Annotated in this window: 27 protein-coding genes; 17 read left to right on the top strand and 10 right to left on the bottom strand. The window is 70.6% G+C overall.

Annotated features, from left to right (window positions below):
* Positions 1 to 73 precede the first annotated feature (73 nt).
* The gene (locus tag ABZV00_RS34640; protein WP_355614023.1) at positions 74 to 805 is read right to left on the bottom strand and encodes a neutral zinc metallopeptidase; all 732 of its coding nucleotides are present in this window, start codon (positions 803 to 805) and stop codon (positions 74 to 76) included.
* A gap of 166 nt (positions 806 to 971) precedes the next feature.
* Here ABZV00_RS34640 and ABZV00_RS34635 point away from each other — a divergent pair, with 166 nt between their 5' ends.
* A complete protein-coding gene (locus tag ABZV00_RS34635) occupies positions 972 to 1,349 on the top strand; it encodes a hypothetical protein (protein ID WP_355614021.1) in 378 nt (125 codons plus the stop codon).
* Positions 1,350 to 1,353: 4 nt separating this feature from the next.
* Here the strand turns inward: ABZV00_RS34635 and ABZV00_RS34630 are convergent, their stop codons facing one another.
* Positions 1,354 to 1,563, bottom strand: a complete 210-nt coding sequence (locus tag ABZV00_RS34630; RefSeq protein WP_328416912.1) for a hypothetical protein — start codon at positions 1,561 to 1,563, stop codon at positions 1,354 to 1,356.
* 274 nt (positions 1,564 to 1,837) lie between these two features.
* Between ABZV00_RS34630 and ABZV00_RS34625 the strand changes: the two genes are divergently transcribed.
* A complete protein-coding gene (locus ABZV00_RS34625) occupies positions 1,838 to 2,230 on the top strand; it encodes a YciI family protein (protein WP_355614032.1) in 393 nt (130 codons plus the stop codon).
* A gap of 3 nt (positions 2,231 to 2,233) precedes the next feature.
* The gene (locus tag ABZV00_RS34620; protein ID WP_355614020.1) at positions 2,234 to 3,484 is read left to right on the top strand and encodes a DUF6596 domain-containing protein; all 1,251 of its coding nucleotides are present in this window, start codon (positions 2,234 to 2,236) and stop codon (positions 3,482 to 3,484) included.
* Between the two features lie 50 nt (positions 3,485 to 3,534).
* Here the strand turns inward: ABZV00_RS34620 and ABZV00_RS34615 are convergent, their stop codons facing one another.
* Complete coding sequence (locus ABZV00_RS34615) at positions 3,535 to 4,635, bottom strand: ionic transporter y4hA (RefSeq protein ID WP_355614018.1); 1,101 nt, start codon at positions 4,633 to 4,635, stop codon at positions 3,535 to 3,537.
* A 169-nt stretch (positions 4,636 to 4,804) separates the two neighbouring features.
* Here ABZV00_RS34615 and ABZV00_RS34610 point away from each other — a divergent pair, with 169 nt between their 5' ends.
* Positions 4,805 to 5,167, top strand: a complete 363-nt coding sequence (locus ABZV00_RS34610) for a metalloregulator ArsR/SmtB family transcription factor (RefSeq protein ID WP_355614016.1) — start codon at positions 4,805 to 4,807, stop codon at positions 5,165 to 5,167.
* Complete coding sequence (locus tag ABZV00_RS34605) at positions 5,164 to 5,688, top strand: SRPBCC family protein (RefSeq protein ID WP_355614014.1); 525 nt, start codon at positions 5,164 to 5,166, stop codon at positions 5,686 to 5,688. Before ABZV00_RS34610 ends, ABZV00_RS34605 begins: the two co-directional genes overlap by 4 nt.
* Here the strand turns inward: ABZV00_RS34605 and mug are convergent.
* Positions 5,685 to 6,260, bottom strand: coding sequence for a G/U mismatch-specific DNA glycosylase (gene mug, locus ABZV00_RS34600; protein ID WP_355614012.1), 576 nt, complete (start codon positions 6,258 to 6,260; stop codon positions 5,685 to 5,687). The genes ABZV00_RS34605 and mug overlap by 4 nt on opposite strands.
* 104 nt (positions 6,261 to 6,364) lie before the next feature.
* Between mug and ABZV00_RS34595 the strand changes: the two genes are divergently transcribed.
* From ABZV00_RS34595 to ABZV00_RS34585, 3 genes are all read left to right on the top strand, one after another.
* Positions 6,365 to 7,105, top strand: a complete 741-nt coding sequence (locus ABZV00_RS34595) for a class I SAM-dependent methyltransferase (protein ID WP_355614010.1) — start codon at positions 6,365 to 6,367, stop codon at positions 7,103 to 7,105.
* 122 nt (positions 7,106 to 7,227) lie between these two features.
* Positions 7,228 to 8,058: a CPBP family intramembrane glutamic endopeptidase gene (locus ABZV00_RS34590; RefSeq protein ID WP_355614008.1), complete on the top strand. Its 831-nt coding sequence runs from the start codon at positions 7,228 to 7,230 to the stop codon at positions 8,056 to 8,058.
* Between the two features lie 27 nt (positions 8,059 to 8,085).
* Complete coding sequence (locus ABZV00_RS34585; protein WP_355614006.1) at positions 8,086 to 8,748, top strand: class I SAM-dependent methyltransferase; 663 nt, start codon at positions 8,086 to 8,088, stop codon at positions 8,746 to 8,748.
* A 19-nt stretch (positions 8,749 to 8,767) separates the two neighbouring features.
* Here the strand turns inward: ABZV00_RS34585 and ABZV00_RS34580 are convergent, their stop codons facing one another.
* From ABZV00_RS34580 to ABZV00_RS34565, 4 genes are all read right to left on the bottom strand, one after another.
* Positions 8,768 to 9,352, bottom strand: coding sequence for a hypothetical protein (locus ABZV00_RS34580; RefSeq protein WP_328416925.1), 585 nt, complete (start codon positions 9,350 to 9,352; stop codon positions 8,768 to 8,770).
* A 101-nt stretch (positions 9,353 to 9,453) separates the two neighbouring features.
* A complete protein-coding gene (locus tag ABZV00_RS34575; RefSeq protein WP_355614004.1) occupies positions 9,454 to 10,278 on the bottom strand; it encodes a phosphatase PAP2 family protein in 825 nt (274 codons plus the stop codon).
* Between the two features lie 175 nt (positions 10,279 to 10,453).
* A complete protein-coding gene (locus ABZV00_RS34570; protein WP_355614002.1) occupies positions 10,454 to 12,097 on the bottom strand; it encodes an MDR family MFS transporter in 1,644 nt (547 codons plus the stop codon).
* Positions 12,094 to 12,561: a MarR family winged helix-turn-helix transcriptional regulator gene (locus tag ABZV00_RS34565; RefSeq protein WP_355614000.1), complete on the bottom strand. Its 468-nt coding sequence runs from the start codon at positions 12,559 to 12,561 to the stop codon at positions 12,094 to 12,096. Before ABZV00_RS34565 ends, ABZV00_RS34570 begins: the two co-directional genes overlap by 4 nt.
* Positions 12,562 to 12,670: 109 nt before the next feature.
* On the opposite strand from ABZV00_RS34565, the gene ABZV00_RS34560 reads away from it, so the two are divergent.
* The 4 genes from ABZV00_RS34560 to ABZV00_RS34545 all read left to right on the top strand — a co-directional run bounded on the left by ABZV00_RS34560 (position 12,671) and on the right by ABZV00_RS34545 (position 17,195).
* Positions 12,671 to 13,291 carry a TetR family transcriptional regulator gene (locus ABZV00_RS34560; protein WP_355613998.1) on the top strand — a complete coding sequence of 207 codons (621 nt, stop codon included), beginning with the start codon at positions 12,671 to 12,673 and terminating at the stop codon, positions 13,289 to 13,291.
* Positions 13,292 to 13,538: 247 nt separating this feature from the next.
* Positions 13,539 to 15,110 (top strand): MFS transporter, encoded by a 1,572-nt coding sequence (locus tag ABZV00_RS34555; protein WP_355613996.1) that lies wholly within the window; start codon positions 13,539 to 13,541, stop codon positions 15,108 to 15,110.
* Between the two features lie 70 nt (positions 15,111 to 15,180).
* Positions 15,181 to 16,161: an AsnC family transcriptional regulator gene (locus ABZV00_RS34550; protein WP_355613994.1), complete on the top strand. Its 981-nt coding sequence runs from the start codon at positions 15,181 to 15,183 to the stop codon at positions 16,159 to 16,161.
* A 113-nt stretch (positions 16,162 to 16,274) separates the two neighbouring features.
* Complete coding sequence (locus ABZV00_RS34545) at positions 16,275 to 17,195, top strand: NAD(P)H-binding protein (protein ID WP_355613992.1); 921 nt, start codon at positions 16,275 to 16,277, stop codon at positions 17,193 to 17,195.
* Positions 17,196 to 17,389: 194 nt separating this feature from the next.
* Here ABZV00_RS34545 and ABZV00_RS34540 read toward each other — a convergent pair whose 3' ends face one another.
* Positions 17,390 to 17,830: a VOC family protein gene (locus ABZV00_RS34540; protein WP_355613990.1), complete on the bottom strand. Its 441-nt coding sequence runs from the start codon at positions 17,828 to 17,830 to the stop codon at positions 17,390 to 17,392.
* A gap of 292 nt (positions 17,831 to 18,122) precedes the next feature.
* On the opposite strand from ABZV00_RS34540, the gene ABZV00_RS34535 reads away from it, so the two are divergent.
* From ABZV00_RS34535 to ABZV00_RS34525, 3 genes are all read left to right on the top strand, one after another.
* Entirely contained in the window at positions 18,123 to 19,412 is a 1,290-nt protein-coding gene (locus tag ABZV00_RS34535; protein WP_355613988.1) for a DUF6236 family protein, read from the top strand.
* Between the two features lie 102 nt (positions 19,413 to 19,514).
* The gene (locus tag ABZV00_RS34530; protein WP_355613987.1) at positions 19,515 to 19,808 is read left to right on the top strand and encodes a hypothetical protein; all 294 of its coding nucleotides are present in this window, start codon (positions 19,515 to 19,517) and stop codon (positions 19,806 to 19,808) included.
* Between the two features lie 83 nt (positions 19,809 to 19,891).
* Positions 19,892 to 20,407, top strand: a complete 516-nt coding sequence (locus tag ABZV00_RS34525) for a hypothetical protein (protein WP_355613985.1) — start codon at positions 19,892 to 19,894, stop codon at positions 20,405 to 20,407.
* A 219-nt stretch (positions 20,408 to 20,626) separates the two neighbouring features.
* Here the strand turns inward: ABZV00_RS34525 and metH are convergent, their stop codons facing one another.
* The gene (metH, locus tag ABZV00_RS34520; protein WP_355613983.1) at positions 20,627 to 24,142 is read right to left on the bottom strand and encodes a methionine synthase; all 3,516 of its coding nucleotides are present in this window, start codon (positions 24,140 to 24,142) and stop codon (positions 20,627 to 20,629) included.
* Positions 24,143 to 24,403: 261 nt separating this feature from the next.
* Between metH and ABZV00_RS34515 the strand changes: the two genes are divergently transcribed.
* Positions 24,404 to 25,273 (top strand): PAC2 family protein, encoded by an 870-nt coding sequence (locus tag ABZV00_RS34515; protein ID WP_328416948.1) that lies wholly within the window; start codon positions 24,404 to 24,406, stop codon positions 25,271 to 25,273.
* A 145-nt stretch (positions 25,274 to 25,418) separates the two neighbouring features.
* Positions 25,419 to 26,210 carry a GntR family transcriptional regulator gene (locus tag ABZV00_RS34510; protein ID WP_355614030.1) on the top strand — a complete coding sequence of 264 codons (792 nt, stop codon included), beginning with the start codon at positions 25,419 to 25,421 and terminating at the stop codon, positions 26,208 to 26,210.
* Positions 26,211 to 26,496: the final 286 nt, after the last annotated feature.

The raw sequence follows: 26,496 nt of genomic DNA, 5'->3' as shown, positions 1-26,496 counted from the left end.
CACCGGCGATCCTGCCAGGGTCGGACGCGGCCGGTGGCGGCGGCGGCCGAAGGGGTGATCCGGGCAACCCCGGTCAGCCCAGGTCGCAGGCCTCCAGGGAGCGCTCGTAGCCGCGGAAGAACGACTCGGTGCGCTGCTCGGCGGTGCCGTGCGAGCCTTCCGCGAACCACGGCTGGTCCGGGTCGTCGCCGACCGCCGCCAGCCCTTCTCTGAACTCGTCCAGGTCACCCTCGGCCAGGCTCAGGGCGCCGGAGCGCACCGAGTCACCGAGGTACGCCCCGGCCATGCAGTCGGCCTGCAACTCCTGCTGGATGGTGAAGTTGTATCGGATTCCGAGCCGCACCTGGACGCCGTGGGCGTACTCGTGGCCGAGCAGGTAGAACACGAAGGCGTCACCGACCTGGCGGAACGCCGCCACCGACCAGGTGACGTCGTAGGCGATGAAGTCGCCCTGCGAGCAGTAGACCGCGTTGTTGCGCGGCAGCGGCTGGCCGCCGCAGGACACCTCACCCGCCCGCTGGTACGGGGTGATCCGGCGGATCGCCTGGAAGCTCTGCCCGGAGGCCTTGAACTGGGCCGCCCAGTACCGCTCGGCGATCGCCTGCGCGTCGGCGACGTCCTGCTCGAACTCGGCAACGCTGGTGGTGCTGTCGGCCCGGGTGGTGCTGGGCCCCGGCGAGGCCGCCGAAGGTCGCTCACCCTCCGGCTCGGCCAGCCCACCGCCGGCGCAGGCTGCCGACACCAGTACGGCGATCAGCAGGCCCGCCAGCGGACCCCACCCGTCGCGTCCTGACCGTGCCCCCACTGCGCCTCCCCTGGTCGTCGGTGCTGCGCTGGCAGTACCCCGACAACACGACCGTAACGCCCACCACCACATTCACGCATGTCGGTGCCGGACGGTTCACATGTGCCGGACGGTTCACGGCGCGGACGTCGGGCGGCCACAATGGGCCGGGGCGGGTGTCCGTCCGGTGAGGAGGGTCGTGGTGCACGAGCTGGGCAGCCGTCTGCGCAGCCAGCCTGCCCCGGCGCACATCGTCTGGCGCTCGCTCAACGACCCCTACCAGGCCGGCAGCCGACCCTGGTTGGAGTTGCGGGACGACGAGGTGCCGCCCCGGGTGGTGGCGGGCAACGCACCGGTGCTGGTGGTCTGGTCGTCGCTGTGGCCGCACCGGCCGCTCGACCGGATCCGGTTCGACCTGACCCCCCAGCCGCCCGGCCAGGGCTGCACGCTGCGCTGGACGCTCACCACGGACGGGGACCTGCCGGGCGAGAGCACCCTCGGGTATCTGCGGCACCGGCTCAACTATCTGATCAACGACCGGCTCCGGCTCTCCTACGGACAGTGACCCGTCAGCCGCTGCTGTCGCGCCCGCGCTGCCAGGTCTCGCCCTGGTCGCCGTGCCGCTCGGCCTCGTACCTCTGCTGCCTGGCCCGGGCGTCCCGGCCGGCGGCATCGTCGTCGGCGGAGCTCAACCGCCCCCGATCACGCCACACCACCACTCCGAACGCCCCACCCGCCACCACAACAAAAACCCCCACCACCACCCACACGGTAGTCATCCCCCCACGCTAACCACCCCCCGCCAACCCGCGCCCCCGCGCCGTCCCCCGCCCCCCACTCCGCCCGGCGATCATGAGGTTGTCGCCTCGTGGCGCGGCGTGTCGTGACGCTAACTTCATGATCAACCGACGGTGAGGGGGGGTAGAGCCGGCGGTGGGGGGCGGAAACCCGTGGGGTGGGGTCGTAGTTTGTCCGGGTGGGGTTGGTGGTTTCGACGTCTCTGGTGAGGCGGCGCCGTCGTGGCGCCGGAACAGGAGGACCACCGTGAAGTACATGATCATGCTCTATGGCTCGCAGCAGGACTACGACGTGCTGTCCGGCCGGGCGACCGACCGGCCGGCCATGTCGGCCGAGCAGATCGCGGCCATGCACAAGCACATGGAGACGTACCACCAGGCGCTCGCCGAGTCCGGGGAACTGGTCGACGCCCGGGGCCTCAGCGAGCCGGTGCACGCCCGCCGGGTGCAGGTGCGCGAGGGCGCGCCGGTGGTCACCGACGGCCCGTACCCGGAGACGCAGGAGGTGCTGGCCGGTTACACGATCGTGGAGTGCGCCAGCTTCGACCGGGCCACCGAGATCGCCGCCGGCCTGGTCGATCCGGACGAGCCGGGCGGGTACGTGGACGTGCGGCCGGTGGTGGACGGCGTCGAGGACCTGGCCGGCTGACCCGTGCCGGAGACCGTACCGCCCGTCGAGGACCTGCTGCGCGAGCTGGCGCCGCAGGTCCTCGGCGCGCTGGTACGCCGCTACGGGCACTTCGACACCGCCGAGGACGCCGTCCAGGAGGCGCTGATCGCCGCAGCGGGTGGCTGGCCGCGCGACGGCGTACCGGAGAATCCCCGCGGCTGGCTGATCACCGTCGCGTCCCGCCGGCTGACCGACCTGCTGCGCAGTGAGCAGGCACGGATGCGGCGGGAGGACGTCGTGGCGCGGTGGGTGCTGCCCGAGCAGTGGCGCGCTCCCGCCGCCGACCGGCCGCCGGCGGACGCCGACGACACGCTCATCCTGCTGTTCCTGTGCTGCCATCCGGCACTCTCGCCGGCCTCGCAGATCGCGCTCACGCTGCGCGCGGTGGGCGGCTTGAGCACTGCCGAGGTGGCTCGCGCGTTCCTGGTGCCGGAGGCGACGATGACCCGGCGGATCAGCCGGGGCAAGCAACGGATCCGGGACAGTGGGCTGCGGTTCGCCCCGCCCACCGGCCCGGAGCGCGCCGACCGGCTCGCCGCCGTGCTGCACGTGCTCTACCTGGTCTTCACCGAGGGGTACGCGCGCACGGCCGGCCCCGGTCTGCTGCGCGCCGACCTGACCGCCGAGGCGATCCGGCTGACCCGCCTGGTTCGTTCGCTGTTGCCGGACGATCCCGAGGTCGCCGGGCTGCTCGCGTTGATGCTGCTCACCGACGCCCGCGCACCGGCCCGGATCGGCCCGCACGGCGAGCTGGTGCCGATGGCCGAGCAGGACCGCGGCCGGTGGCGGGCCGACCAGATCGCCGAGGGGGTCGCCCTGATCACCGGGGCGCTGCCGCGCGGGGTCGTCGGGCCGTACCAGCTCCAGGCGGCCATCGCGGCCGTGCACGACGAGGCGCCCAGCGCGGCGGCCACTGACTGGGCGCAGATCACCGCCCTGTACGAGGTGCTGCTGGGCATCTCCGACAACCCGGTCGTGGCGCTCAACCATGCGGTGGCGGTGGCGATGAGCCGGGGCGCGCCGGCCGGGTTGACGCTGCTCGCCGAGCTGGCCGACGACGCCCGGTTGGCCGACGACCCACGACTGCCGGCCGCCCGAGCCCACCTGTGGGAGCTGGTCGGCGAGCGTGCCGCCGCTCGGGACGCCTACCGGACGGCGGCGGCGCGGTCGACGAACCTGGCCCAGCAGCGCTACCTGAACGCCCGCGCGGAGCGCCTCGCAGACGACGTTTGACTGAGCCGACGCCGGTCGCGGCCGTCGCTACGGCCGCGACGGTGGCCGGGTCAGGGGCTCGCGGCCAGGAAGACGAAGGCGGCCAGCAACACCAGGTGTACGCCGCCCTGCAACACGTTGGCCCGGCCCGGCACCACGGTCAGCACCGCGGTCACCGCGGTGAGCGCCAGCAGCGCGAGTTGGGTGCCACCGAGGCCGAGCAGCAGGGGGCCGTCCAGCCAGATCGAGGCGATCGCGATCGCCGGGATCGTCAGGCCGATGCTGGCCATCGCCGAGCCGAGCGCGAGGTTCAGGCTGATCTGCACCCGGTCGCGGCGGGCGGCGCGGGCCGCGGCCAGGGTCTCCGGCAGCAGCACCAGCAGGGCGATGATGACGCCGACGAACGCGTGGGGCAGGTTCGCCGCCGCCACCCCGGCCTCGATGGTCGGGGAGACGGTCTTGGCATCGCCGACAACCGCGATCAGCGCCACCAGCAGCAGCCCCAGGCTGATCAACGCCGCGCGGGTGGTCGGCGGCTTGGCGTGCTCCTCCTCGTCGATCACCCGGCCCTGGCTGTCGACCGGCAGGAAGTAGTCGCGGTGCCGGCCGGTCTGCACCAGCACGAACAGCCCGTACAGCGCCAGCGATGCGACGGCGGCGAAGGCGAGCTGGGCCGGGCTGAACTCCGGGCCGGGCCGGGCGGTGGTGAAGGTCGGAATGACCAGGCTCAGGGTGGCCAGGGTGATCACGGTGGCCAGCGCCCCGCCGGTGCCCTCGGGGTTGAACACCGCCACCCGGCGGCGCAGCGCCCCGAGCAGCAGGGACAGGCCGAGGATCCCGTTACAGGTGATCATGACAGCGGCGAAGACGGTGTCCCGGGCGAGCGACTGGGTCTTCTCCGGCCCGCTGATCATCAGCGTGACGATCAGGGCGACCTCGATCACCGTGACCGCGACGGCGAGCACCAGGGACCCGTACGGCTCTCCCACCCGGTGGGCGACCACCTCCGCGTGGTGCACCGCCGCCAGCACCGCGCCACCCAGCAGCACCGCGACCACCACGATGACGGGTCCGGGCAATTCTCGTCCCCAGGTGGCCATGAGCACCAGCACCGCGAGAACGGGTACGGCGACGGTCCAGTCGGACAGGCGGAAGCGACGGAGGGTGGCCATGCATAAAGAGTGCCAGGTCAGGTGATCATGTGCCCACCATCGACGCAGCCACGTTGGTGTCAGAGGTCTCCCCAACGGTCGAGGGCCGTGATCAGCGACCGCCTTGATGCCACCCGAGCAGGGCTTCCTGCACGCACGGAAACCGTAACCCATAGGTTACGCTTTGGCGATGGACGAGGTGGCCGCCGCGATCGCGGACCCGGTACGGCGCCGCATCCTGACCATGCTGCGCGACGCACCGCTGACCGCGGGCGACATCGCCCAGCGGTTCGCGATCAGCCGACCCGCGATCAGCCGACACCTGAGGGTGCTGCGGGACAGCGGGCTCGTCCGCGACGAGTTGGTCGGCCGAAACCGGATCTACCGGCTCGATCCCGGCCCGCTCGCCGAGCTGGTCGACTGGCTCGCCGAGCTCGTTGCCGCCGACCGCTGGGAGCGGCGCCTCGACGCGTTGGAGACCGAGGTCTATCGCACCCGCCGAGAACGCCGCGGTCGCGGCCCGGCGGAGCATCGAAGGGAGCACACGGCATGACGCGTACACCCGCCGGACGACTGTTCCGCACCGCCACCGGCCACGATCTCGTCCTCACCCGCACGTTCCGCGCCCCGGCTGCGGACGTGTGGGCCAGCCTGACCGATCCGGAGCGCACGGCCCGCTGGTTCGGCCCCTGGGAGGGCGACGCCGCGCCCGGCCGGACCATCCGGGTCCAGATGGCGTACGAGGAGCAGCAGCCCTGGTGTGAGGTCCGCATCGACGCGTGCGAGCCGGAGCAGCGCCTGGCCGTGTCGATGGTCGACAGCTACGGGACCTGGTTGCTGGAGATGGCGCTGTCCGAGACCGACGGCAGCACCGAGCTGCGGTTCGTCCAACACCTGACCAGCGTGGAGGGCATCGCCGAGGTGGGCGCCGGTTGGGAGTACTACCTGGACATGCTCGTCGCCTCCCGGGACGGCTCACCCCGTCCCGAGTTCGACGAGTACCACCCCGCGATGCAGCGCTACTACCAGGCGCTTGCCGCCCAGGAGACGCCCGACGCCGCCCAGCACGCCTAGGCGCGGCGGCGCGTCTCCTGGTGCAGCGCCGCGAACTCGGCGGTCAACGCCGGCAACGGGAAGTGCGCGTTCAGGCCACTGGGGTTGGGCAGGACCCAGACCCGGGCTGGGCCCAGCCGATCCGGCTGCGGGCCCAGCCCGGCACGAGGCCGAGCGAAGGCGATCCGGTACGCGGTCACCCCGAGGATGGCCACCCACCTCGGCTGGTACCGCTCGGCCTTCACGGCCAACCCCGTCACCCCGGCCACCAGCTCCGCCGGCGTCAACTCGTCGGCGCGGGCGGTGGCCCGGTTGCTCAGGCTGGTGATACCGAGGCCCTGCCGCAGCAACTCATCGCGCTCCCACGGGTGCAGCTCCCGGTCGGTGAAGCCGGAACGGTGCAGGGCCGGCCAGAAGCGGCTGCCGCGCCGCGCGAAGTGCTCCCCCACGGCGGCCGAGTAGAGGCCCGGGTTGAAGCCGCAGAACAGCACCCGCAGACCGGGACCGATGACGTCCACCAGTCCCCGGCCGGCCGCCGCCGCCACCTCCTGCGGCGTCGGCCGCCGGAACGGCCCCGACCCGACCACGTCCATACCACCGATCCTGCCGGATGGCCCGACACCCGGTTACGGCTTCCGACGTCGCCTGGCACCGGACCCGGCGTGCGTCGTCGATCACGACTTGACACCCTCAACGGATGCAGTCAACCGACGACCTCGCCGCCAGCCGCTACGCACGGATGCGCTGGAACACTCCCCTGTCCGAGGAGCACGCGGCGCTGCTGCTGCAACGACTCGACGTCCGCCCCGGCGCGCGCGTGCTCGACCTCGGCTGCGGCTGGGGCGAGCTGCTGCTCAGGGCGGTCGCCGCCGGCGGTGTGGCCCCGGTCGCGACGAGGGGCGTCGGCGTCGACACCGACGACGCCGCACTCGCCCGGGGGCGGCGGCTGGCCGCGGGCCGGTCCCTGAACCGGCACGTCGCCTTCGTGATGGGGGAAGCGGCGGCCTGGCAGGAGCCCGCCGACCGGGTCCTGTGCATCGGCGCCGCGCACGCCTTCGGCGGTACCGGCGCGGCCCTCGACGCGCTCGCCACCGTGGTGCGGCCAGGGGGTCGGCTGCTGTTCGGTGAGGCGTACTGGGAACGTCCCCCCACGACGGAGGTCGAGCAGATCTTCGGAACGGAGGTCACGGATCTTCCGGGCCTCGTCGAGGCCGCCCGCGAGCGCGGCTGGCGGGTCCTGCACGTGAGCACCGCCGACCAACGGGAGTGGGACGACTTCGAGTCCACCTGGCTCGCGGGCCGGCAGGAGTGGCTGCTGAGGTACCCGGAGGATCCCCGCGCGGCGGGGGTCCGCGCGGAACTCGACGACCGGCTGCGCCAGTACGTCGGCGGCTATCGCGGGGTCGTCGGCCTCGCCTACCTCGTCCTCGGTCGCTGACGCCCGAACGGCACGTACGCCGGCTGCTGGCCCTGACCACGGTCTGCCTTTGACGCCGGTGGCTACGCTGCGCCTTGCGGAGCGGTCCGCCATGCCGGGCCATTGCTGGGAGCGAGCCTGACGTGTCTGATACCCGGACGTCCCCCGACTCTCGTCTCGCCCTGCACTGGCGAATCCTCATCGTGTTCACCGGCACCGTGCTGGTGTGGCTGTTCCTCTACCACGGCCCCCTGCTCGGCCGCGACTACGACCGCCCGACCCATGTCGCCAGGGCCATCCTCACGACGGTGCTCGTCGTCCCCCTCGTGGTGGCTGCCCGCCGCCTGCTCGACCGTCGCCCCTGGACCGGCCTCGGGCTGCCCTCCCTGCGCACCGGCTGGCGGCGCCTGCTGCTCGGCATGGCCTGCTGGCTCATCCCCGCCGCCATCGGGTTCGCGCTCTGCCTCGGCTTCGGTTGGGTCGAGATCAGCCTGCGCACCTCCGCGACGGACGCCCTACGCGTGGCGGCGCTGCTGGTCGTACTCGTCTTCCTGTACGAGGCGCTGCCGGAGGAGCTCGTCTTCCGCGGCTACCTCCAGCGCAACCTCGCCACCCGGTTGCCGGCCTGGCAGGCCGTCATCGGACAGGCCGTGTTGTTCACCCTGTTCGGGTTCCTCGTCGGTGCCGCCGCCTCCCTCGACAGACTCCTGCTCTTCTTCGTCTTCGCACTGCTCCTGGGCGGCTTTCGTGTCGCCACCGGCGACATCTGGGCGGGCATCGGCTTTCATCTGGCCTTCCAGACCGTCGCCCAACTGTTCGGAGACGTGGGCGCCGTCTTCGACGTGACCGGGTCCGACGTCCTGGCAGTCGTCGCCATGGGCGCCATACCGTTCTCGCTCGGCTGGATGGCCATGGAACGGCTCCACCGGAACCGCCTGAACTGGCAGGCACGGGATCCGGAGCCGGTCCGTTGACGAGCACGCGAGGGAGAGGTGGCTACCGTGAGTGAGTTGGACGAGTTACTGCGTACGCAGGCCGCGTACTACCGGGCGCACGCCGGCGAGTACGACCTGGCATACGAGACCAACGAGGAGTTGCGCTCGCTGGAGGTGCTGGCCGCAGGACTTCCTATCGGCGGGGATGTGCTGGAACTGGCGTGCGGTACCGGCCAGTGGACCCGACTTCTGGCAGCCCGTGGCCGGAGCGTGACCGCAGTCGACGCCGCCCCGGAGATGGTCACCAGGGCACGAGACCGGACCATCGGCCTGGACGTGGAGTTCATCGAGGCGGACCTCTTCGAATGGCGGCCGCCTCGTCGGTTCGACACGGTGTTCTTCGGGTTCTGGTTGTCCCACGTGCCGCCGGAGCGGTTCGGCGACTTCTGGAGGCTGGTGGGCGACGCGTTGGCCCCGGCGGGGCGGGCCTGCTTCGTCGACTCGGCCCCGGGTGACATGACAAACGAGGATGTTCTCGCCGATCAGCCGGTCCCAGCGGTACGGCGTCGACTGGAGGACGGCAGCGCACATCGGATTGTGAAGGTGTTCCGCGACCCGCACGGTCTCACGCAGGAGCTAGAGGGGCTTGGTTGGTCGGCGCACGCGTGGCCGGTCGGGGCGACACTGATGGCCGGACTGGCCGCTCCACCGACGCCGGCCGAAGGGTGACCGGTCGGTTCGCGGGAGGTCAGGAGTCCGCTGGCACCCCGGCTTCGAGCTGGCCGATCATCGGTGCGAGGAGTTCGTTGAGTTCGCGAGTCAGCACCGTGACGGCTCTGCGCGCCGCGGTCGCCACGGAATCATCCGGACCGTCGGGAGCCGGCGGTAGATCATCGAGCGGGACCGGTGCGTCCACCTGAAGCATCGCGCGTAGATGCGGGCTGCGCGTCTGATCCTGCTCCGAGGGTGTCGTGTACTGGCCGAACAACTGGGGCCAGTCCCGCCAACCACGGTCGCGCTGCCACTGCTTGGTCCAGGTGAGCTCAGCCGGCCAGCGGGAAATCACCGTTACCGCGCAGACCATGCTTCCGTCCCACGGGCTTCGCGTGCAGGTCGCCGAGACGATCCGCCGGTGCCAGCGGACGAAGCCGGGTGACAGCTCGGTGGCCAGCCGCCACGCTGTCGCTGCGAAGGCGACCGGTGCGATGTCGCCCCAGGTGTCGGTGAACTCGTCGATCCGACCGAGCACCTCAGCCTCGTAGCGACCACGCCCGTCGGCGCCGCGCTCGCGGTCGAACTGCTCGTCCAGCCAGAAGGCGCGCGGTTCAGGCATCCTCATCCCCGTTCAGAGCCGTGGCGTCCATTGCTCCCGTCGGCCCGGCCGTTTGCGCAGAACGCACGACGGTCGGACGGCCGTTTCGAGACACCTCAACGCTAGCGCCGGCCGCTGCTCGGCGCCGCCTCCTGGCCGGTCACGGTGTTCGAAGGACCGGCGTCGGCGCGCGGGGGCAGTTGGCCGGACGGCGCCTGCGGAACCCGCATGCGCTGGCGCGGCCATCTGGTCGGACGCCGCGTCGGCGGGTCGGTCGACTGGCGATCGGTGCGGGGCGTGGGCAGCACCAGGCAGACGACGGTGAGCAGCATCGCCGCGACGATGCCGTCGAGCCAGTAGTGGTTGCCCGTGCACACGACAACCAGCGAGGTGACGAGCGGGTGTGCCAGCCACAGCCACCGCCAGCGCCGACCGGTCACCGCCATGAGCGCGATGGCGACAGCGAGTGCCCAACCGACGTGCAGCGAGGGCATGGCGGCGTACTGGTTGCTCAACGTGTCCGTGTCGGGTGGGCCGTAGACGGCGGGCCCGTATCGGCTGCCGGTGTCCACCATCCCGGTCAGGGCGGTCAGTCGCGGCGGCGCCAGCGGAACCAGGAGGTGCAGCACCAGTGCCGCCGCGGTGAGCCCGGCGAGCATCCGACGCGTCCAGAGATAGTGCACCGGGTGTCGCACGTACAGCCAGATCAGACAGATGGCCGTGGCGGGGAAGTGCACGTACGCGTAGTAGCCGTTGGCCAGGTGCACCAACAGCTCGTGGGAGAGCACGGGACGTTGGAAGGCGGCCTCGTTGGGCAGGTGGAACAGCCGCTCCACCCGCCAGATCCATTCCCCGTTTTCCACTGCGGTCGATCCGCGGTCGGCCCCCGCCACCCGCGCCGCCTTGTAGACGAGGAACAGCGCGGCGACGAGCGCCAGCTCGCGCATCGCCCGACGCAGTGCAGCGGCTCGCCGCCCGGGTGCCGCCGGCCGCGCCGCTGACAGCTCCGCGATATCCACAGACTCCTCGATTCGGTGACGTTCACTCGTGCCGGGCCTCGCTGGACAGACCGGGGCCGCCGCCGTCCTCGGACGGCGGCGGCCCCGGGTCTTCGGCCCGGCGTCAGCGCCGGTGGGTCGCTCCGCCCTGCGCGGCGTCGACGTGCACCTGGTCGAAGGCGGGAGCGCCGTCGACCGCGTCGGCGGCGACGGCCGCCGACGTGGCGGCGTCCGGCAGGTCGAGGCTGGTCCGCAGGGTGACCGGCTTGAGCAGGAGCGCGGCGATGATGCCGACGACCCCGATGGCGGCGGAGATGAGGAAGATGTGTCCGGTGGCATCGCCGTACGCGGCCCGGACGATTTCCTGGATCTGCTCGGGCAGCGCGGTGATGTTGAGGTTGCTGCTGCCACTCCCGCTGCCGGAGGCGGGGATCCCGGCGGCGGCGAGGTCGTGGGTGATCTGGTCGCTGACCCGGCGGGCGAGGACGGCGCCGAGCACGGAGACGCCGATGGTGCCCCCGAGCGACCGGAAGAACGCGACGCTGGAACTGGCCGCGCCGATGTCCTTGAGCGTGACCGTGTTCTGTACGGCGAGAACGAGGTTCTGCATGGTCATGCCGACGCCGATGCCGACGATGAACATGGCGGCACCGACCAGGACGAGCGACGTCTCGTGGTCGATGGTGCCGAGCAGTGCGAACCCGGCGACGAGGAGGATCGAACCGGCGACGATGTACGGCTTGATCTTCCCGCTCTTGCTGATCAGCCGGCCGGCGACGATCGAGGAGCCGAGCACCCCGGCCATCATCGGGATGGTGAGCAGGCCTGCCTCCGTCGGGCTGTAGCCGCGCCCGATCTGGAAGTACTGGCCGAGGAAGACAGCACCGCCGAACATGGCCATGCCGACCGCGAGGCTGCCGAGAATGGCCAGCGCGGTGGTGTGCTGGCGCACGATGCCGAGCGGGATGACCGGCTCGGCCGCACGCGACTCGACCCAGACCGCCAGGGCAAGCAGGACGAGCGTGCCGCCCACCATGGCCGCGGTCTGCCAGGAGGCCCAGGCGAACGAGCTGTCGACGAAGGAGATCCAGATCAGCAGCAGGCTGACGCCGGCGGCGATCAGGCTGGCGCCCAGGTAGTCGATCTTGACGTTCTCGCGCCGTACGGTCGGCAGGTGCAGGGTGGCCTGGAGCAGGATCAGCGCGATGGCGGCTACCGGCACACCGACGAAGAAGCACCAGCGCCAGCCGAGCCAGGACGTGTCGACGATGAGACCGCCGAGCAGCGGGCCGCCGACCGTCGCAACCGCCATGACGCCACCGAGGTAGCCGTTGTAGCGGCCCCGCTCGCGCGGCGGGATCATGGCCGCGATCGCCACCTGGACGAGGGCCTGCAGGCCGCCGACCCCGATGCCCTGGAACGCGCGGGCGGCGATGAGCTGGCCGGCGCTCTGCGAGAAGCCAGCAATGACCGAGCCCAGCAGGAAGACCACGATGGCGACCTGGATGAGGACCTTCTTGTTGAACAGGTCGGCCAGCTTGCCCCAGATCGGGGTGGTCGCGGTCGCGGTGAGCAGGGTCGCGGTGACCACCCAGGTGTACTGGTTCTGCGAGCCGTTCAGTGATCCGATGATCTTCGGTAGCGCGGTCGAGACGACCGTGCCGCTCAGCATCGCGACGAACAGCACCAGCAGCAGACCACTGAGCGCCTCCAGCGTCCGCCGATGGGTCATCGGCTCAGCGCCGGCCGTGATGGTGGGTGCGCTCATCGCGCGGCCTCCAGGTTGTCGTGGTTTCCGAGGGCGACCTCAATGTCGCCGGTGAACCGGCCGAGGGCGGCGCTCAGCGCGGCCAGCTCGTCGGGAGTCCAGTCGGCGAGCGCTCGTTCGAGCACCTCGCCGTACCAGCCGTGGGTGTCGGCCAGGGCGGCCTGACCGGCCGGGGTGACCGCCAGGAAGGTCGCCCGCTTGTCGGTGGGGTCGGGCCGCCGCTCGACCAGGCCGTGCGCGACGAGCGCCGCGACGGAGCGGCTGACGGTCGACGGGTCGAGCCGAGTGCGGTGGGCCAGTTCGCGGGCGTGGCAGCCGCTGGAGAGCTGATCGATCTGCACGAGCATGCCGAGCAGGCCCGGCGGAATCGCCGGCCGCTCGTCGGCCCGGCGTTGCTTCAGCAGCCGAACGGTTTTGACCAGGTCGTACAGGCGAAGGCCGAGTTCACGAGCGCCGCTGTCCACGTCTGCTCCCACACGCGAGTTGGTTGCCGCAAGCAAGCATCTACCGATCTTGCCCACTAGGCAAGTTTGCACATTGAGAAGTCCGTCACCCCCACGTACTCTCGGAGCGATGGACGAGACCACCGGGCTGCGGGAGCGCAAGAAGGCGGCGACCCGCCTCGCCCTGCACGAGGCGGCCCTCCGCCTCGCCGCCGAACAGGGAATCGACGCGGTGACCGTCGAGGCGATCGCCGACGCCGCCAACGTCTCCCGGCGGACCTTCTCCAACTACTTCTCAGGCAAGGAACAGGCGCTCTTTCACGGCGACACCATGCGCCTGCACCGGCTGTTGCAGCTGATCCGCGAACAGCCCGTCGACGAGCCGCCGTGGACCGTGCTGAGCCGGGCAGCCGAGCGCCTCACCGAGGAGGTTTTCGGCGGGTCGGAGCCTTCCTGGCTGACCCAACGCCGGAAGCTACGCGGGCACCCCGGCCTGGCCCCGCACCAGGTCGCGGCGTACGCCGCGATCGAGCGCGAGCTGGCCGCAGAACTCGCCCACCGGCTCACCGGCCCCGACGTGGCACTGCGCTCCCGCCTCCTGGCCGCGACCTTCCTGGCCATCCTGCGGGTCGCCGTCCAGCACTGGATCGAGCACCCGGGCGACCCGCTGCGGGAGACCGTCCGGACCGCGCTCGCCGCAGCCGCTCCCGCGACGACCGCCGGAGGCCACCGGACCAGCACCGGCACCTAGCGCCGATCTTGGCCGATTCCCCCGCGCGGACGCCCCGTGGACCGTCTCGCCGAGGGCTCCCGTCGCTTCGGTTCGCCCGCAGCTCCGGCTTCCGCTGAGGCGTACGGGGTGTCGGAAAACCCCGGATCACGGGGCGTACCCGTCGGTATTCCGGCATTCGGCGCGATCGGTTAGCGGTGCACCTCAAAGGCCCGGATGCTGACATGTCGGCCGGGCACTCGGTCCGCCGAAGAGGAGCTGCGCGTAGATGGCAACAACGGACAAGGCGTCGGAAGACCGGCTCGGCGCGACACTGATCATGGCATGCCTGGGGGTGTTCGTCGCATACCTGCCAGTGACGACAGTGTCGGTGAGCCTGCCAGCGATTCAACGCGGGCTGAACGCGTCGACCGCCGACCTGTCCTGGGTGTCGGACGCCTTCGTACTGCCGATGGCCGCCCTGATCCTGACCGCCGGTGTCTTCGGCGACGTCCACGGGCGCAAGAAGGTGTTCCAGGCCGGCCTGCTGTTCTGCGCGATCGGCGCGGCCGTCGCGCTGTCCGCACAGTCGATCGCGATGGTCTGGGTCGGCCAGGCGCTCGCCGGTGTGGGAGCGGCCGCTCTGCTGCCCGCCACGCTGGCGCTCATCAGCCACGCCGTGCCGGACCTGAGGAAACGCGGCAAATACATCAGCCTCTGGGCCACCTCCCTGATGCTCGCCCTCGCGCTCGGCCCCCTGCTGGCCGGGGCGATCCTCGAGCACGCGTCCTGGCGCTGGATCTACCTGCCGGCCATCCCGCTCGCGCTGCTCACCGCCCTGATCGCCATTCCGCTGGTGACCGACTCGCGGGCCCCGGGAAAGCGGCACCTGGACTGGCCGGGACAGATCACCGCCGCCCTGGCCATCGTCGCTCTGGTCTTCGCCGTCATCGAGGGCGGCGCCGGCTCGTTCAGCGACCCCATCGTGCTCCTGGCCTTCGCCGTGGCCGCGCTCAGCCTCGCCGCGTTCGTCGTGATCGAGCGGCGTAGCGACTCGCCGATGCTGAGCCCCGCCCTGTTCGCCAGCCGCGGCTTCAACGCCACCGCCGTGATCGCCATGGTCAGCTTCATGGGCGTGATCGGCAGCATCTTCGTGCTCAGCCTCTACCTCGGCCTGGTCCAGCAGCTGTCGACCATGGACGCGGCGCTGCGACTGCTGACCAACACGGCAGTGCCGGTCGTCGTGGGGCCACTGATCGCCCGCCTCATGCACCGCGTGCAGGTGCGCTGGCTGCTCAGCGCCGGCCTGTTCATCGCGGCGATTGCCCTGTACTTCCTCAGCACCGTCGACGCCGACACGTCGTTCGGGCAGCTGAGCTGGCGGCTCGCGCTGTTCGGACTGGGCCTCGGCGCGGTGCTGACCCCGATGACCGCCACCGCGGTCAGCTCCGTGCCGTTCCCGCTGGCCGGCATGGCCGCCGCGGGCAACAACGCGTTCCGCCAGGTCGGCGGCGCGCTCGGCCCCGCTGTCCTGGGCGCCTTGCTGACCAGCAAGGCGGCCAGCGCCCTGCCGGGTCACCTCACCGACGCCGGGGTCAGCGGGGAGCACCAGCAGGCCGCCACCGCGGCGATGGACGACAGCGGCTTCCAAGCAGTTGCCGCCGTCGACTACGGCGCTCAGCAGGACGGCGCGCTGAACGCCCTCAACAAGGCGTTCCTCGACGGCTTCCAACTGTCCCTGACCGTGTCGGCCACACTGATGGTCATCGCCGCGCTGGCCGCGATCGTCCTGCTGGGCCGCCCGCGCCCGGTGCGCGACCCGCAGCCTGCGGCCCAGCTACCAGAAACCGTCCCGGCCTGACCTCCCCAACCCACAGACGGCGGCGTCACCGGCTCTTACGCTGGTGACGCCGCCGACGATCAGGAAGACTGTGACCCGTCCCCTGGACCAGCTCGACCTGCAACTGCTGCAGGCCCTGCAACTCGACGGTCGCGCCCCGTTCAGCCGAATCGCGGCCGCCCTCGGTGTCTCGGACCAGACCGTCGCCCGGCGCTTCCGCCGCCTGCACACGAAGGTGGGCCTGCGTGTGCTGGGCATGGCCGACGAGAGCCGGCTCGGCCGCTCCAACTGGTTTGTCCGGCTGCAGTGCACCCCGGACATGGCCGAGCGGCTGGCCGACGCGCTCGCCCGCCGCCCGGACACGTCCTATGTCGCATTGATTTCCGGCGGCAGCGAGGTGGTCTGCGCGATGAAACCCCGCAGCCACACCGTCCGAGACGAACTTCTACTGGGTCGGTTGCCGCGCACCCAGCGGGTGATCGGATTCAGCGCGCACTGCCTGTTGCACCGCTTCTACGGCGGCCGCCTCGGCTGGCTGCAGAAGGTCAACGCCCTCACGACCGAGCAGGAGGCGGCACTTCGACCCCCACCGGTCGAGGCGGCGCCCGGCACCGTCACGATCGACGACACCGACGAGGAACTGCTTGCCGCGCTGTTCCGGGACGGCCGGGCCGGCCTCGCCGAGCTGCAGACAGCTTGCGGCCAGTCCGAGGAGGTGGTGCGGCGCCGCCTCGACCGGCTGCGCGACAGCGGCGTCCTCTACTTCGCGGTGCAGTACTCCCCGGAACATCTCGGCCACGAGGTGGGTGCGCTGCTGTGGCTGACCGTGGCGCCGTCTGCGCTGGCCGAGGTGGGGAACGCGCTGGCCGAGCACGCGGAGGTGGAGTTCGCCGCCGCGGCCACCGGCCGGGTGAACATCATCGCGGCCGTCCGCTGCCGGGGCACCGAGGAGCTCTACGCGTACCTGAACGACAAGATCGGCGCTCTGGACGGCATCCGTACCGTTGAGACCGCGCTGATCCTGCGCCAGATCAAGCAACTGGCACTCGCGCCGGGGGCCGTTCCGGACTGAAGAAAACCAGCAACGGTGCCAGCGGAGGCCAGGAGGTCTCCGGGCTCGGCCTAATTCCGCCGGATGCTGATCGTGCCTTGACACGCGGTGGGCTCCACGGTGGACGATTCACCGTGCGAATTCTTGTGGTCGGCGGCAGTGGTCTGATCGGCGCCCATGTCGTGGACGTGCTGCGCGAGCGAAGTCATGCGGCGACCCCGGTGGCGCGTACGGCCCATCCGGGTGTCGATCACCTGATCGACGTCTCGTCCGCCTCGATCGACGAGCTGCGAACGCTGCTCGCCGGTCATGACGGCGTCGTCTACGCCACCCGCACGGACGAGCAGCGACCGCTGCGTAAGCCGATCTATCCGGTGTTTCGCCGAGACAACGTCGAGCCGGTGGTGCGGCTGTTCACTGCCGCGCGCCTGGAAGGTCTCACCCGCGGGGTCGTCATGGGCTCCTACTACACCTACTACGACCGGCTGCACCCGCAGTGGCGCCTCGCGGGCCGCCACACGTACATCCGATGCCGGGTGGAGCAGGCCCGGGAGGGACGGGAGGCCGCCGGCCCCGATTTGCCGGTTGCCGTGCTCGAGTTGCCCTTCGTCTTCGGCCGGGCCGGCGACCGGCTGCCAAACTGGGCGGGCCCACTGGACCGGTGGGCGCGGTCCCGTACACCCCTGGTCGTCCCCACCGGCGGGAGCGCCGCAGCCTCGGCACGCAGCGTGGCCGAGGTCGCGGTGGACGCTCTGGAGCAGCGCCGCGGTGCGGACATCCCGGTCGCTGACGAGAATCTCACCTGGAACGACATGATCGGGCGCATCGCCGAGGCGGTCGGCCGACGCCGCCGGGTCGCTCGCCTCCCGTCCGTCGCGGCAAGGGCCGCCCTACGGCTTGGCGGCGCGCTGCAGGCACTCAGCCGCAAGGAATCGGGCGTCAACCCGACCTACCTCTCCGACCTTTTCCTCGCTGAGCTGTTCATCGAGCCGACGACCGGCCGATCGCTGGACCCGGCGCTGCGCGAAACCTTCCCCGACCACGGAGCCGCCTAGCATTCGGTCGGGGCACTGGTTCATCGCACCTCCACCGGCCGGGGTGCTCGTCCCAACTACCGTCGCGGCCCCGCACCACGCCGCCAAGATCCGCACAACTTCAGGGATGTAGGGGTCTCCGCCGCCCGTGAGGCCCCTACATCCCTGAAGTTGCTGCCACGGCGGATCGCGGCGGCACGCCACGGCAGGTGCCCTCAGCTGAGCTGTTCGGCCAATCCGACGACGATGCCCTCGGGGCCGCGGACGTAGCAGAGCCGATAGCTGTCCTCGTACTGCTCCAGCTCCCCGACGAGTTCGGCCCCGTGGGTGCGCAGGCGGGCAATCACGTCCTCGATGTCGTCGACGGCGAACATGATGCGACGAATGCCGAGCGTGTTCGCCGGTGCGTCCTTCGGCTCGGCGCTGATCGCCTTCGGCGTGTGGAACATCGCCAGCTCGACTCGACCGTGACCGTCCGGGGTCCGCAGCATCGCGACGTCCTGTCGGACGCCATCGATCCCGATGACACGCTCCACCCAACGGCCCTCTATCGGCCCCTTGCCCTCCAGTTCCATGCCGAGTTCGACGAAGAACGAAATAACAGCGTCAAGGTCGTCGACAACGATGAGGACGTTGTCCATCCGCTGGATCGCCATGCTGGATCTTCTCCTTGGTGTGGTACGGCCACCGTGACCGCATCCTCTCCTGAGACGGAGCCGCCACGCCGTTCTCGACATCCTCTGCAACATCCTCGACGCGGCAGCGCCCGCCACGCTCCGGCCGGGGTGCGAAGAGCAGGTGCGCTCCCACGCACTCGTCATGGGTAAGTCGCGCGGCCCGCATAGGTTTCAGCGGCAAGCACAACGCCCGTCGCGCACGGGCACGCATGTCAGAGCTTCGATCGGGCTGCCTCTCCGGCTGTAGCGCCAAGAGGGCATTGTGGTACCTGTGAATGACGTTGCCCTCTACTTCCCGTACGTCAACCTGCCCGGCGACAGTTGGGTGAAGGCCGCAGCCCTGCACTGGCCCCAGCTCGGCCGAATCCGTCCACATGGCTACTACGGCCTGCGCGACTCCGACACGGTTAAGCGGCTCCGGGACGAACTCGACTTCGTCATCGACGTCCGACCCGCGCACGGAAGCCGCCGGTCCTGGGTGAACGACGACCTCTTCGCGAGGACGGATGGCCGCAGGCTGGACACAGAGAACCAGATTGACGCATTGTTCTACGACTTCCTAAACCGACACAAGGACGAGCTGACACCTCGATACGGGGCCGAGGCGCTCGGTGTCAAGTCGCTTCGTACCCGGGATGTTTACGAGGAACTGCTGCCGCTCGATTCCCACTTAGAAAGGGTCCATCCAGGCAAGATGTCCTACAGGCTGGCGCAACGGCTGGCTGAGGACGGGTTGCTGGTGTCCCGAAGCTACCAATGGCGCCGCGCGTCCGACGGAAAGGTGCTCTATATCAGCGACCTGGCGATGCACCCCCGCTTGGCCAGGGTCTACTTGGCGATCTTGGCCGACGTCGTCGCCCGCGAGAACGGAATGACGCCCGTCACCGATCAGCCACTGGTCTCTGCCGCCACCTCGGGCTGGACGATCGAGGCGATGGCACAGATTCTGCTCGCAGACGACACTGAGACGGCGCCGGATGGCCGGACGGACTACAGCCAGGTGTTCGCGGTGCTGGCTCTGCAGACCGTACTTCCGCGCGACCTGGCCGAAGTGCCGGTCGAGCGGATCATTGAGGCGCGACGGAGGTTGCTGCCGCAGCTCATGCGCTATCGCGAATTCCTCGACTCGCTCACACCGGACTTCGTGGCAATCAGCGAGGTCCGGGACCCGGAGGTGCGGGCGGCCAAACTGCGCAACCATGTGGAGAGCAAGGTTGCGCACCCACTCGAAGAGATGGAACGTACGCTCGGTCGGCTTGGCCTGCTACCGGTCCGAGCCGTACTCAGTCTTCAGACGCTCGCACCGCCGGCGGCGTTGGGTGTGCTGGCCAACACAGTCCACCTGCCGGCAGTGATCACCAGCGCGGGCGTGGTCGCGGGGTGTCTGGTCGGGGCAGTAAGCGCTGCCCTCGACCAGCGAAGGCAGATCATCGCCGGCCATCCCGCTGGCTATCTGTTGGACCTGCGGCACGAACTGGGCCCCTCCGACACTGTTGCGCAGGTCCGGTCCGCCCTTCGGCGGGCGGTGCCTGGACCACGACGCCCCACAGTGGGCGGCTGAGCAAGACCGCTGATGCCGGTCTCGGGACCTGCGTGAAGATCGGTATCCGGACCTGCGTGATTCTCCGTCCCTTCCTGCGCGTTCGTCTGGCACGCTGTCCGCGTGACCGACGTGCCGGCCGACGACATGGTCGAGGGACTAGCCGAACGCCTCAGCCCCTACATGCGTCGGATCCTCGACGGCGGTGAAGATCCGCACGATGCCGTCGGCGAGCTGATGTGGACACTGACCGAGCGGCCGCACTTCGAGCACCTCTGGGGCGTGGGCTGGTTGTACCGAATCTGGGGAGATCTTTCCGACGTCGTTGATGCGTATCCCGCTGGCTACGGTCCTGACAGCGAAGCCATAGCGATTCGGGAGTTCAGGCACGCCGCTCAGGACTGGCTAGTGCGCTGACCAAGAACGTTCGCCGGGTTGAGGGCACGCCGCGCGGGGTCCCGCGCGGTCGGGCGGGTCGGGTTGTGAGGGAGACTGAGCCTATGCCGTCTCCACTGCCCGCCTATGCGGTGCCCGATGTCAAGCCCGTGGGCGGCACGGACGACCTGCGTAGGGTCTCGTACTTCGGCGACCAGCTCGCCACCTGTGCAGCAGTCACTGCGGTCCTCGACCGTATCCCGGCGATCCTGACGACGATTGAGGAGGCGTGGGGGCGGGGGCACACCCTCACGATCACCCGCGCCGACCTCTGCGCTCAGCTCTCGGTCGGCACCTCCGATGGCCTGAACTGGGGGCTGGGCTTCGCCGACGAAGTGGGGTTACTCGTCCAGCCCAACCACGTCCCGCCCAGCCCCAAGTCCGACTCCGACGACCTGCTCGAGGAGGTCCTCGCCGCGCAGCTCGATGTCGACTCCGCCTACCACTACGACCGCGAGTACTTCGAGGTTCGCATGGCCCGGGTGCACCGGGCCGACGAGATGCTCGCCCGCTGGCTCGACGCGATCATCACCGCCCACCGTGCGTTCGCCGGCCGCCGGGGCATCGACCTGCCGTACTGAGCAGCAACCGATCGTTTTCCGGCGGCGACGGCCTGGCGGGGCGTCCTGTCATCCCGGCTGCCATCGATTCGCCCATTGGGGAGCGAGCCGCCGCCCGGCCCGTCAGGTCAGGCGAGCCTTGACGCATGTTTGGGCGCTGGCAGGTGGATATGGCCTACCGCGATCACCTACTGACCGCGGCGAGCCGGGTGAAAGTACGGGTCAGAGCACTTGCCCCGATTATTTGGCGTTGAAGTAGCTGGCCTCCGGGTGGTGGACCACGATGGCGTCGGTGGCCTGCTCCGGCATGAGCTGGAACTCCTCGGACAGCTCCACCCCGATCCGCTCCGACCCGAGCAGCTCCACGATCTTCGCCCGGTCTTCCAGGTCAGGGCAGGCCGGGTAGCCGAACGCGTACCGGCAGCCCCGGTAGTCGTTGCGCAGCAGGCCGGCCAGGTCCGCCGGGTCGCCATCAGCGATCGTGCGACCGTCGGGCAGGGTCAGCTCGGCGCGGATGCGCCGATGCCAGTACTCGGCGAGGGCCTCGGTGAGCTGCACGGAGAGCCCGTGCACCTCCAGGTAGTCGCGGTACTCGTTGCGGGCGAACAGCTTGGCCGCGTACTCGCTGACCGGCTGGCCGACGGTGACCAGCTGCAACGCGACCACGTCGAGCTGGTCGCCCTTGGGCCGGAAGAAGTCCGCCAGGCAGAGCCGCCGCTCCTGCCGCTGCCGGGGGAAGGAGAACCGGGCCCGCTCCGCGTGCCCGTTCTCGTCCAGCACCACCAGGTCGTTGCCTTCGGAGTACGCCGGGAAGTAGCCGTACACCACGGCGGCCTCCAGCACCTGGTCGGCGATCAGCCGGTCCAGCCAGTAGCGCAGCCGCGGGCGGCCCTCGGTCTCCACCAGCTCGTCATAGGATGGTCCGCTGCCGCCCCGGGCGCCGTTCAACCCCCACTGCCCGCGGAAGGTGGCCCGCTCGTCGAGCAGCGCCGCGTAGTCGGCCATCGGCACACCCTTGACCACCCGGGTGCCGAAGAACGGCGGGGTGGGCACCGCCACGTCCGCGGCCACGTCGGAGCGGACCGAGGAGTCGTGCAGCTCCGGCAGCGACTCGGTGACCATCGACCGCTGCCGTTCCCGGCGGGCCCGACGGGCCGCCAGGGCCGCTTCGCGTTCCGGGTCGATCACCGGGGCGCCGCCGCGCTTGGCGGTCATCACCCGGTCCATCAGGGACAGCCCCTCGAACGCGTCCCGCGCGTAGTGCACCTGCCCGGGGAACATCGACCGCAGGTCGTCCTCGACGTACGCCCGGGTCAGCGCCGCACCGCCCAGCAGCACTGGCCAGCGCTCCGCGACGCCGCGGGTGGCCATCTCGGCGAGGTTCTCCTTCATGATCACGGTGCTCTTGACCAGCAGCCCGGACATGCCGATCGCGTCGGCCCGGTGCTGCTCGGCGGCGTCCAGGATGGCGCTGATCGGCTGCTTGATGCCGATGTTCACCACCTCGTAGCCGTTGTTGGACAGGATGATGTCGACCAGGTTCTTGCCGATGTCGTGCACGTCGCCGCGTACGGTCGCCAGCACGATGCGGCCCTTGCCGCCGTCCTCCGCGGTCTCCATGTGCGGCTCCAGGTAGGCCACCGCGGTCTTCATCACCTCGGCGGACTGGAGCACGAAGGGCAGCTGCATCTGCCCGGAGCCGAACAGCTCGCCGACCACCTTCATGCCGTCCAGCAGGATGTCGTTGATGATCGACAGTGGGGCCCGGCCGCCGGCCATCGCGGCGTCCAGGTCAGCCTCCAGGCCGTTGCGCTCACCGTCGATGATCCGCCGCTTGAGCCGCTCGTCCAGCGGCAGCGCAGCCAGCTCCTGCGCCCGGCTGGCCCGGGCGCTGGTCACGTCGACTCCCTCGAAGAGCTCGAGGAAGCGCTGCACCGGGTCGTACCCCTCGCGGCGCCGGTCGTAGACCAGGTCCAGGGCGACCTCGCGCTGCTCGTCAGGAATCTTCGACATCGGCAGGATCTTGCTGGCGTGCACGATCGCCGAGGTCAGCCCGGCCTGTACGCACTCGTGCAGGAACACCGAGTTGAGCACCTGCCGGGCCGCCGGGTTGAGCCCGAAGGAGATGTTCGAGATGCCCAGGGTGAAGTTGACCCCCGGGTAGCGGCGGGCGATCTCCCGGATCGCCTCGATCGTCTCGATGCCGTCGCGGCGGGTCTCCTCCTGCCCGGTGGCGATCGGGAAGGTCAGCGCGTCGATCAGGATGTCGGCGCGGTCCATCCCCCAGCGGCCGGTCAGGTCGTCGATCAGCCGCGCCGCGACCCGGACCTTCCACTCCCGGGTACGCGCCTGCCCCTCCTCGTCGATGAGCAGCGCCACCACCGCCGCGCCGTGCTCGCGGACGACCGGCATCACCCGCGCGTAGCGGGAGTCGGGACCGTCGCCGTCCTCGAAGTTCACCGAGTTGACGACGCACCGGCCGCCGAGCATCTCCAGCCCGGCCTCGACGACGCCCGGCTCGGTGGAGTCCAGCATGATCGGCAGCGTCGACGCCGTGGCGAACCGGCCGGCCAGCTCCCGCATGTCCTGGGTGCCGTCACGGCCGACGTAGTCCACGCACAGGTCGAGCAGGTGCGAGCCGTCGCGCGCCTGACTGCGGGCGATCTCCACGCAGGCCCGCCAGTCCCCGGCGAGCATCGCATCCCGGAACGCCTTGGAACCGTTGGCGTTGGTCCGCTCCCCCACCATCAACACCGACGCGTCCTGGGCGAACGGCACCGGGTGGTAGACCGAGGAGACGCCCGCCTCGTGCTGCGGCTCGCGGGCCGTGGCGCTGACGCCGTGCAGCCGCTCGGACAGCACCCGGATGTGCTCCGGGGTGGTGCCGCAACAGCCGCCGACCAGCGACACGCCGTACTCGGTGATGAACCGCTCCAGCGCGTCGGCCAACTCGACCGGGGTGAGCGGGAAGTACGCCCCGTCGGCGGTCAACACGGGCAGGCCGGCGTTCGGCATCACCGACAGCGGGATCCGCGAGTGCTGCGACAGGTACCGCAGGTGCTCGCTCATCTCCGCCGGGCCGGTGGAGCAGTTCAGCCCGATCAGGTCCACTCCGAGCGGCTCGATCGCCGCCAGCGCCGCGCCGATCTCGCTGCCCACCAGCATGGTGCCGGTGGTCTCCACGGCGACGTGGCAGATGATCGGCACCGGCTGGCCCAGCTCGGCCATCGCCCGCTTCGACCCGACCACCGCCGCCTTGACCTGGAGCAGGTCCTGGCAGGTCTCGATGATCAGCGCGTCCGCGCCGCCGGCGATCAACCCCGCGGCGTTCTCCTGGTACGCGTCGCGCAGGGTGGCGTAGGCGGCGTGCCCGAGGGTGGGCAGCTTGGTGCCCGGACCGATCGAGCCGAGCACGAACCGGGGTCGCTGCGGGGTGCTGGCCGCGTCGGCGGCCTCCCGGGCGATCCTGGCCCCCGCCTCGGACAGCTCCCGGATGCGGTGCGGGATGTCGTACTCGGCGAGATTGGCGAGGTTGGCACCGAAGGTGTTGGTCTCCACGCAGTCCGCGCCGACGGCCAGATAGGCGTCGTGCACCCCGCGCACCACGTCCGGTCGGGTGACGTTCAGGATCTCGTTGCAGCCCTCCAGCCCGTCGAAGTCGTCAAGCGTGAGGTCCGCGGCCTGCAGCATCGTGCCCATCGCACCGTCGGCGATGAGGATCCGGTCGGCCAGCACATCCATCAACGAAGTCCGCACCCGTTCAGGTTAGTGCGGGCTCCGCCGTACCAACTGCCCTCCACCCCCGATCCCATATTGTGTCAGGGGGATCACGCTGTCCAGTTCGCCACTGTATGACCGCTTGACGGTCTGCCCGACCGGCGCGGCCGACGGGCCGCACCCCCGCCCGCCACGTAGGCTGACGGACGTGAAGCACAACAGGGACACCGCCGTGCCCGACGGCCCGATGACCGGGTGCGGTCCCGGTGCCGGCCGCGACGAGCAGGGTGAGGTGACGGCGTGACCGAGTTCGACGGACTGCCGGTGCTGCGGTCCCCGGTGGCCATCGCCGCGTTCGAGGGCTGGAATGACGCCGCCGACGCGTCCACCGCTGCCGTCGAGCACCTCGAGCAGGTCTGGAACGCCCGGCAGGTCGCCGAGCTGGATCCGGAGGACTTCTACGACTTCCAGGTCAGCCGCCCCACCATCACGATGGCCGACGGGGAGACCCGTCGGGTGGAGTGGCCGACGACCCGGTTCATGGTGGCCAGCCCGGAGGGCACCGAGCGGGACGTGGTGCTGATCCGGGGCATCGAGCCGAGCATGCGCTGGCGGACGTTCTGCGAGCAGGTGCTGGAAATCTGCCACAGCCTTGAGGTGGAGCGGGTGGTCCTGCTCGGCGCGCTGCTCGCCGACGTGCCGTACACCCGGCCGCTGCCGATCAGCGGCAGCGCGTCCGATGCCGAGGCCGCGGAGCGCTACCAGCTCACCCCCACCCGGTACGACGGGCCGACCGGCATCGTCGGCGTGCTGCACGACGCGTGCACCCGCGCCGAGGTGGACGCCGTCTCGTTCTGGGTGCACGTGCCGCACTACGCCAACAACCCACCCTGCCCGAAGGCCACCCTCGCCCTGCTGCACCGCGTCGAGGAGGTCGTCGACCTGCCGGTGCCGATGGCCGACCTGGCCGAGGAGGCCGCCGAGTGGGAGCAGCGGGTGCGCAGCGCCGCCGAGCAGGACGCCGAGCTCGGCGAGTACGTCCGTGAGTTGGAGGAGCGGGTCGGCGACGAGGGGATCACCCCGCTGACCGGTGACGAGATCGCGCAGGAGTTCGAGAAGTACCTGCGGCGCCGGGGCGGCTCGGCTGGCCCCACCGCCGGTTCCTGGTAGCGACTCCTACCCCGTCTCGTGCGGGCCCCGGACCTGTGTCCGGGGCCCGTTTTCGTGTTTGCGGTCCTGTTTTGGCGTGTCTGGGGTGGCGGCGTCACACCCGCTAAGGCATCCTAGGAACCTAGCTGTGATCAAGGAGGCGGATGTGCAGATCAACCCCGGGGCCGCCGAGTTCCCGCACCGACAGATCGCCACGCAGCTCAAGGCCCAGGTCCGCCGCGGCGACTGGGGGCCGGGCGAGCGACTGCCGTCCATCCCGGCCATCGCCGAGATGTTCGGCGTCGCCAAGCAGACCGTGCAACGCGCCATCGACCAACTGCGGGTCGAGGGCATCCTGATCACCAAACCCGGATCCGGTACGTACGTCCGGGGCACCCGCCGCCGGCTCAACCGGCTCTCCCGCGGCCGGTACGGCGGCTTCCGCGGCTACCACACCGATTTGGCGGCCCGGTACCGCCAGCAGCTCGTCTCGGTCGGCCGCTCCCCCGCCCCCGCCGAGGTGGCCGACGCGTTCGGAGTGCCTGACGGCACCGACCTGCTCTGCCGTCGGCACCTGGTACGCACCGACGACTCCCCCGTCGAGGTGGGCGCCTCCTGGTTCCTGCCCGCCGACACCGCCGGCACCTCGCTGGAGCGCGCCGAGGCGTTCGGTCGACCGCTCTACCAGGAGGCCGAGGAGGCCACCGGGAGGCACTACGTCTCGGCCACCGACACGATCAGCGCCCGCCAGCCCAGCCGGGAGGAGGCCGAGACCCTCCAGATCCGGCCGGACACGCCGGTGCTGCACCTGCTGCACGTCGCCTATGACGGTCACCGCAAGCCGATCGAGGTCGCCCAGGCCACCTGGCCCGGCCCGATGACCACCCTCACCGAGGAGTACCAGGTCCCCGGCCCCACCCCCGACCCGGAACCCGACCCCGGCCTGGTCCTGGGCTAACCCTCGCAGACCGGCCTTTCGCCCGCGCGCCGCGCGCCGTCCGTCGATCCCGGCCTCCCGGCCGCTAGCCCGGTTGGAAGACCAGCAGCCGGGCGCGTCAACGACGGGGCCATCCGCACTGTTGAGCGTGAGGCGGATTCCAGTGGTTGTCGCAACACCTCGATCGAGGGGTGTGCGAATGGGGAGAACAGCGGGCTGGGTGACGGCGATGACGGGTCGAGCGGCGATGCGGTCACCAGGACGGCCTGACCTGAACGCCAGGGATGTCCAGCGACAGTTCTGGCGG

This window comes from Micromonospora sp. NPDC005173 (assembly GCF_040608515.1).
GTDB lineage: Bacteria > Actinomycetota > Actinomycetes > Mycobacteriales > Micromonosporaceae > Micromonospora.
Note: the sequence above shows the minus strand (reverse complement) of the source record. Positions and strands in the feature narration are given on the sequence as shown.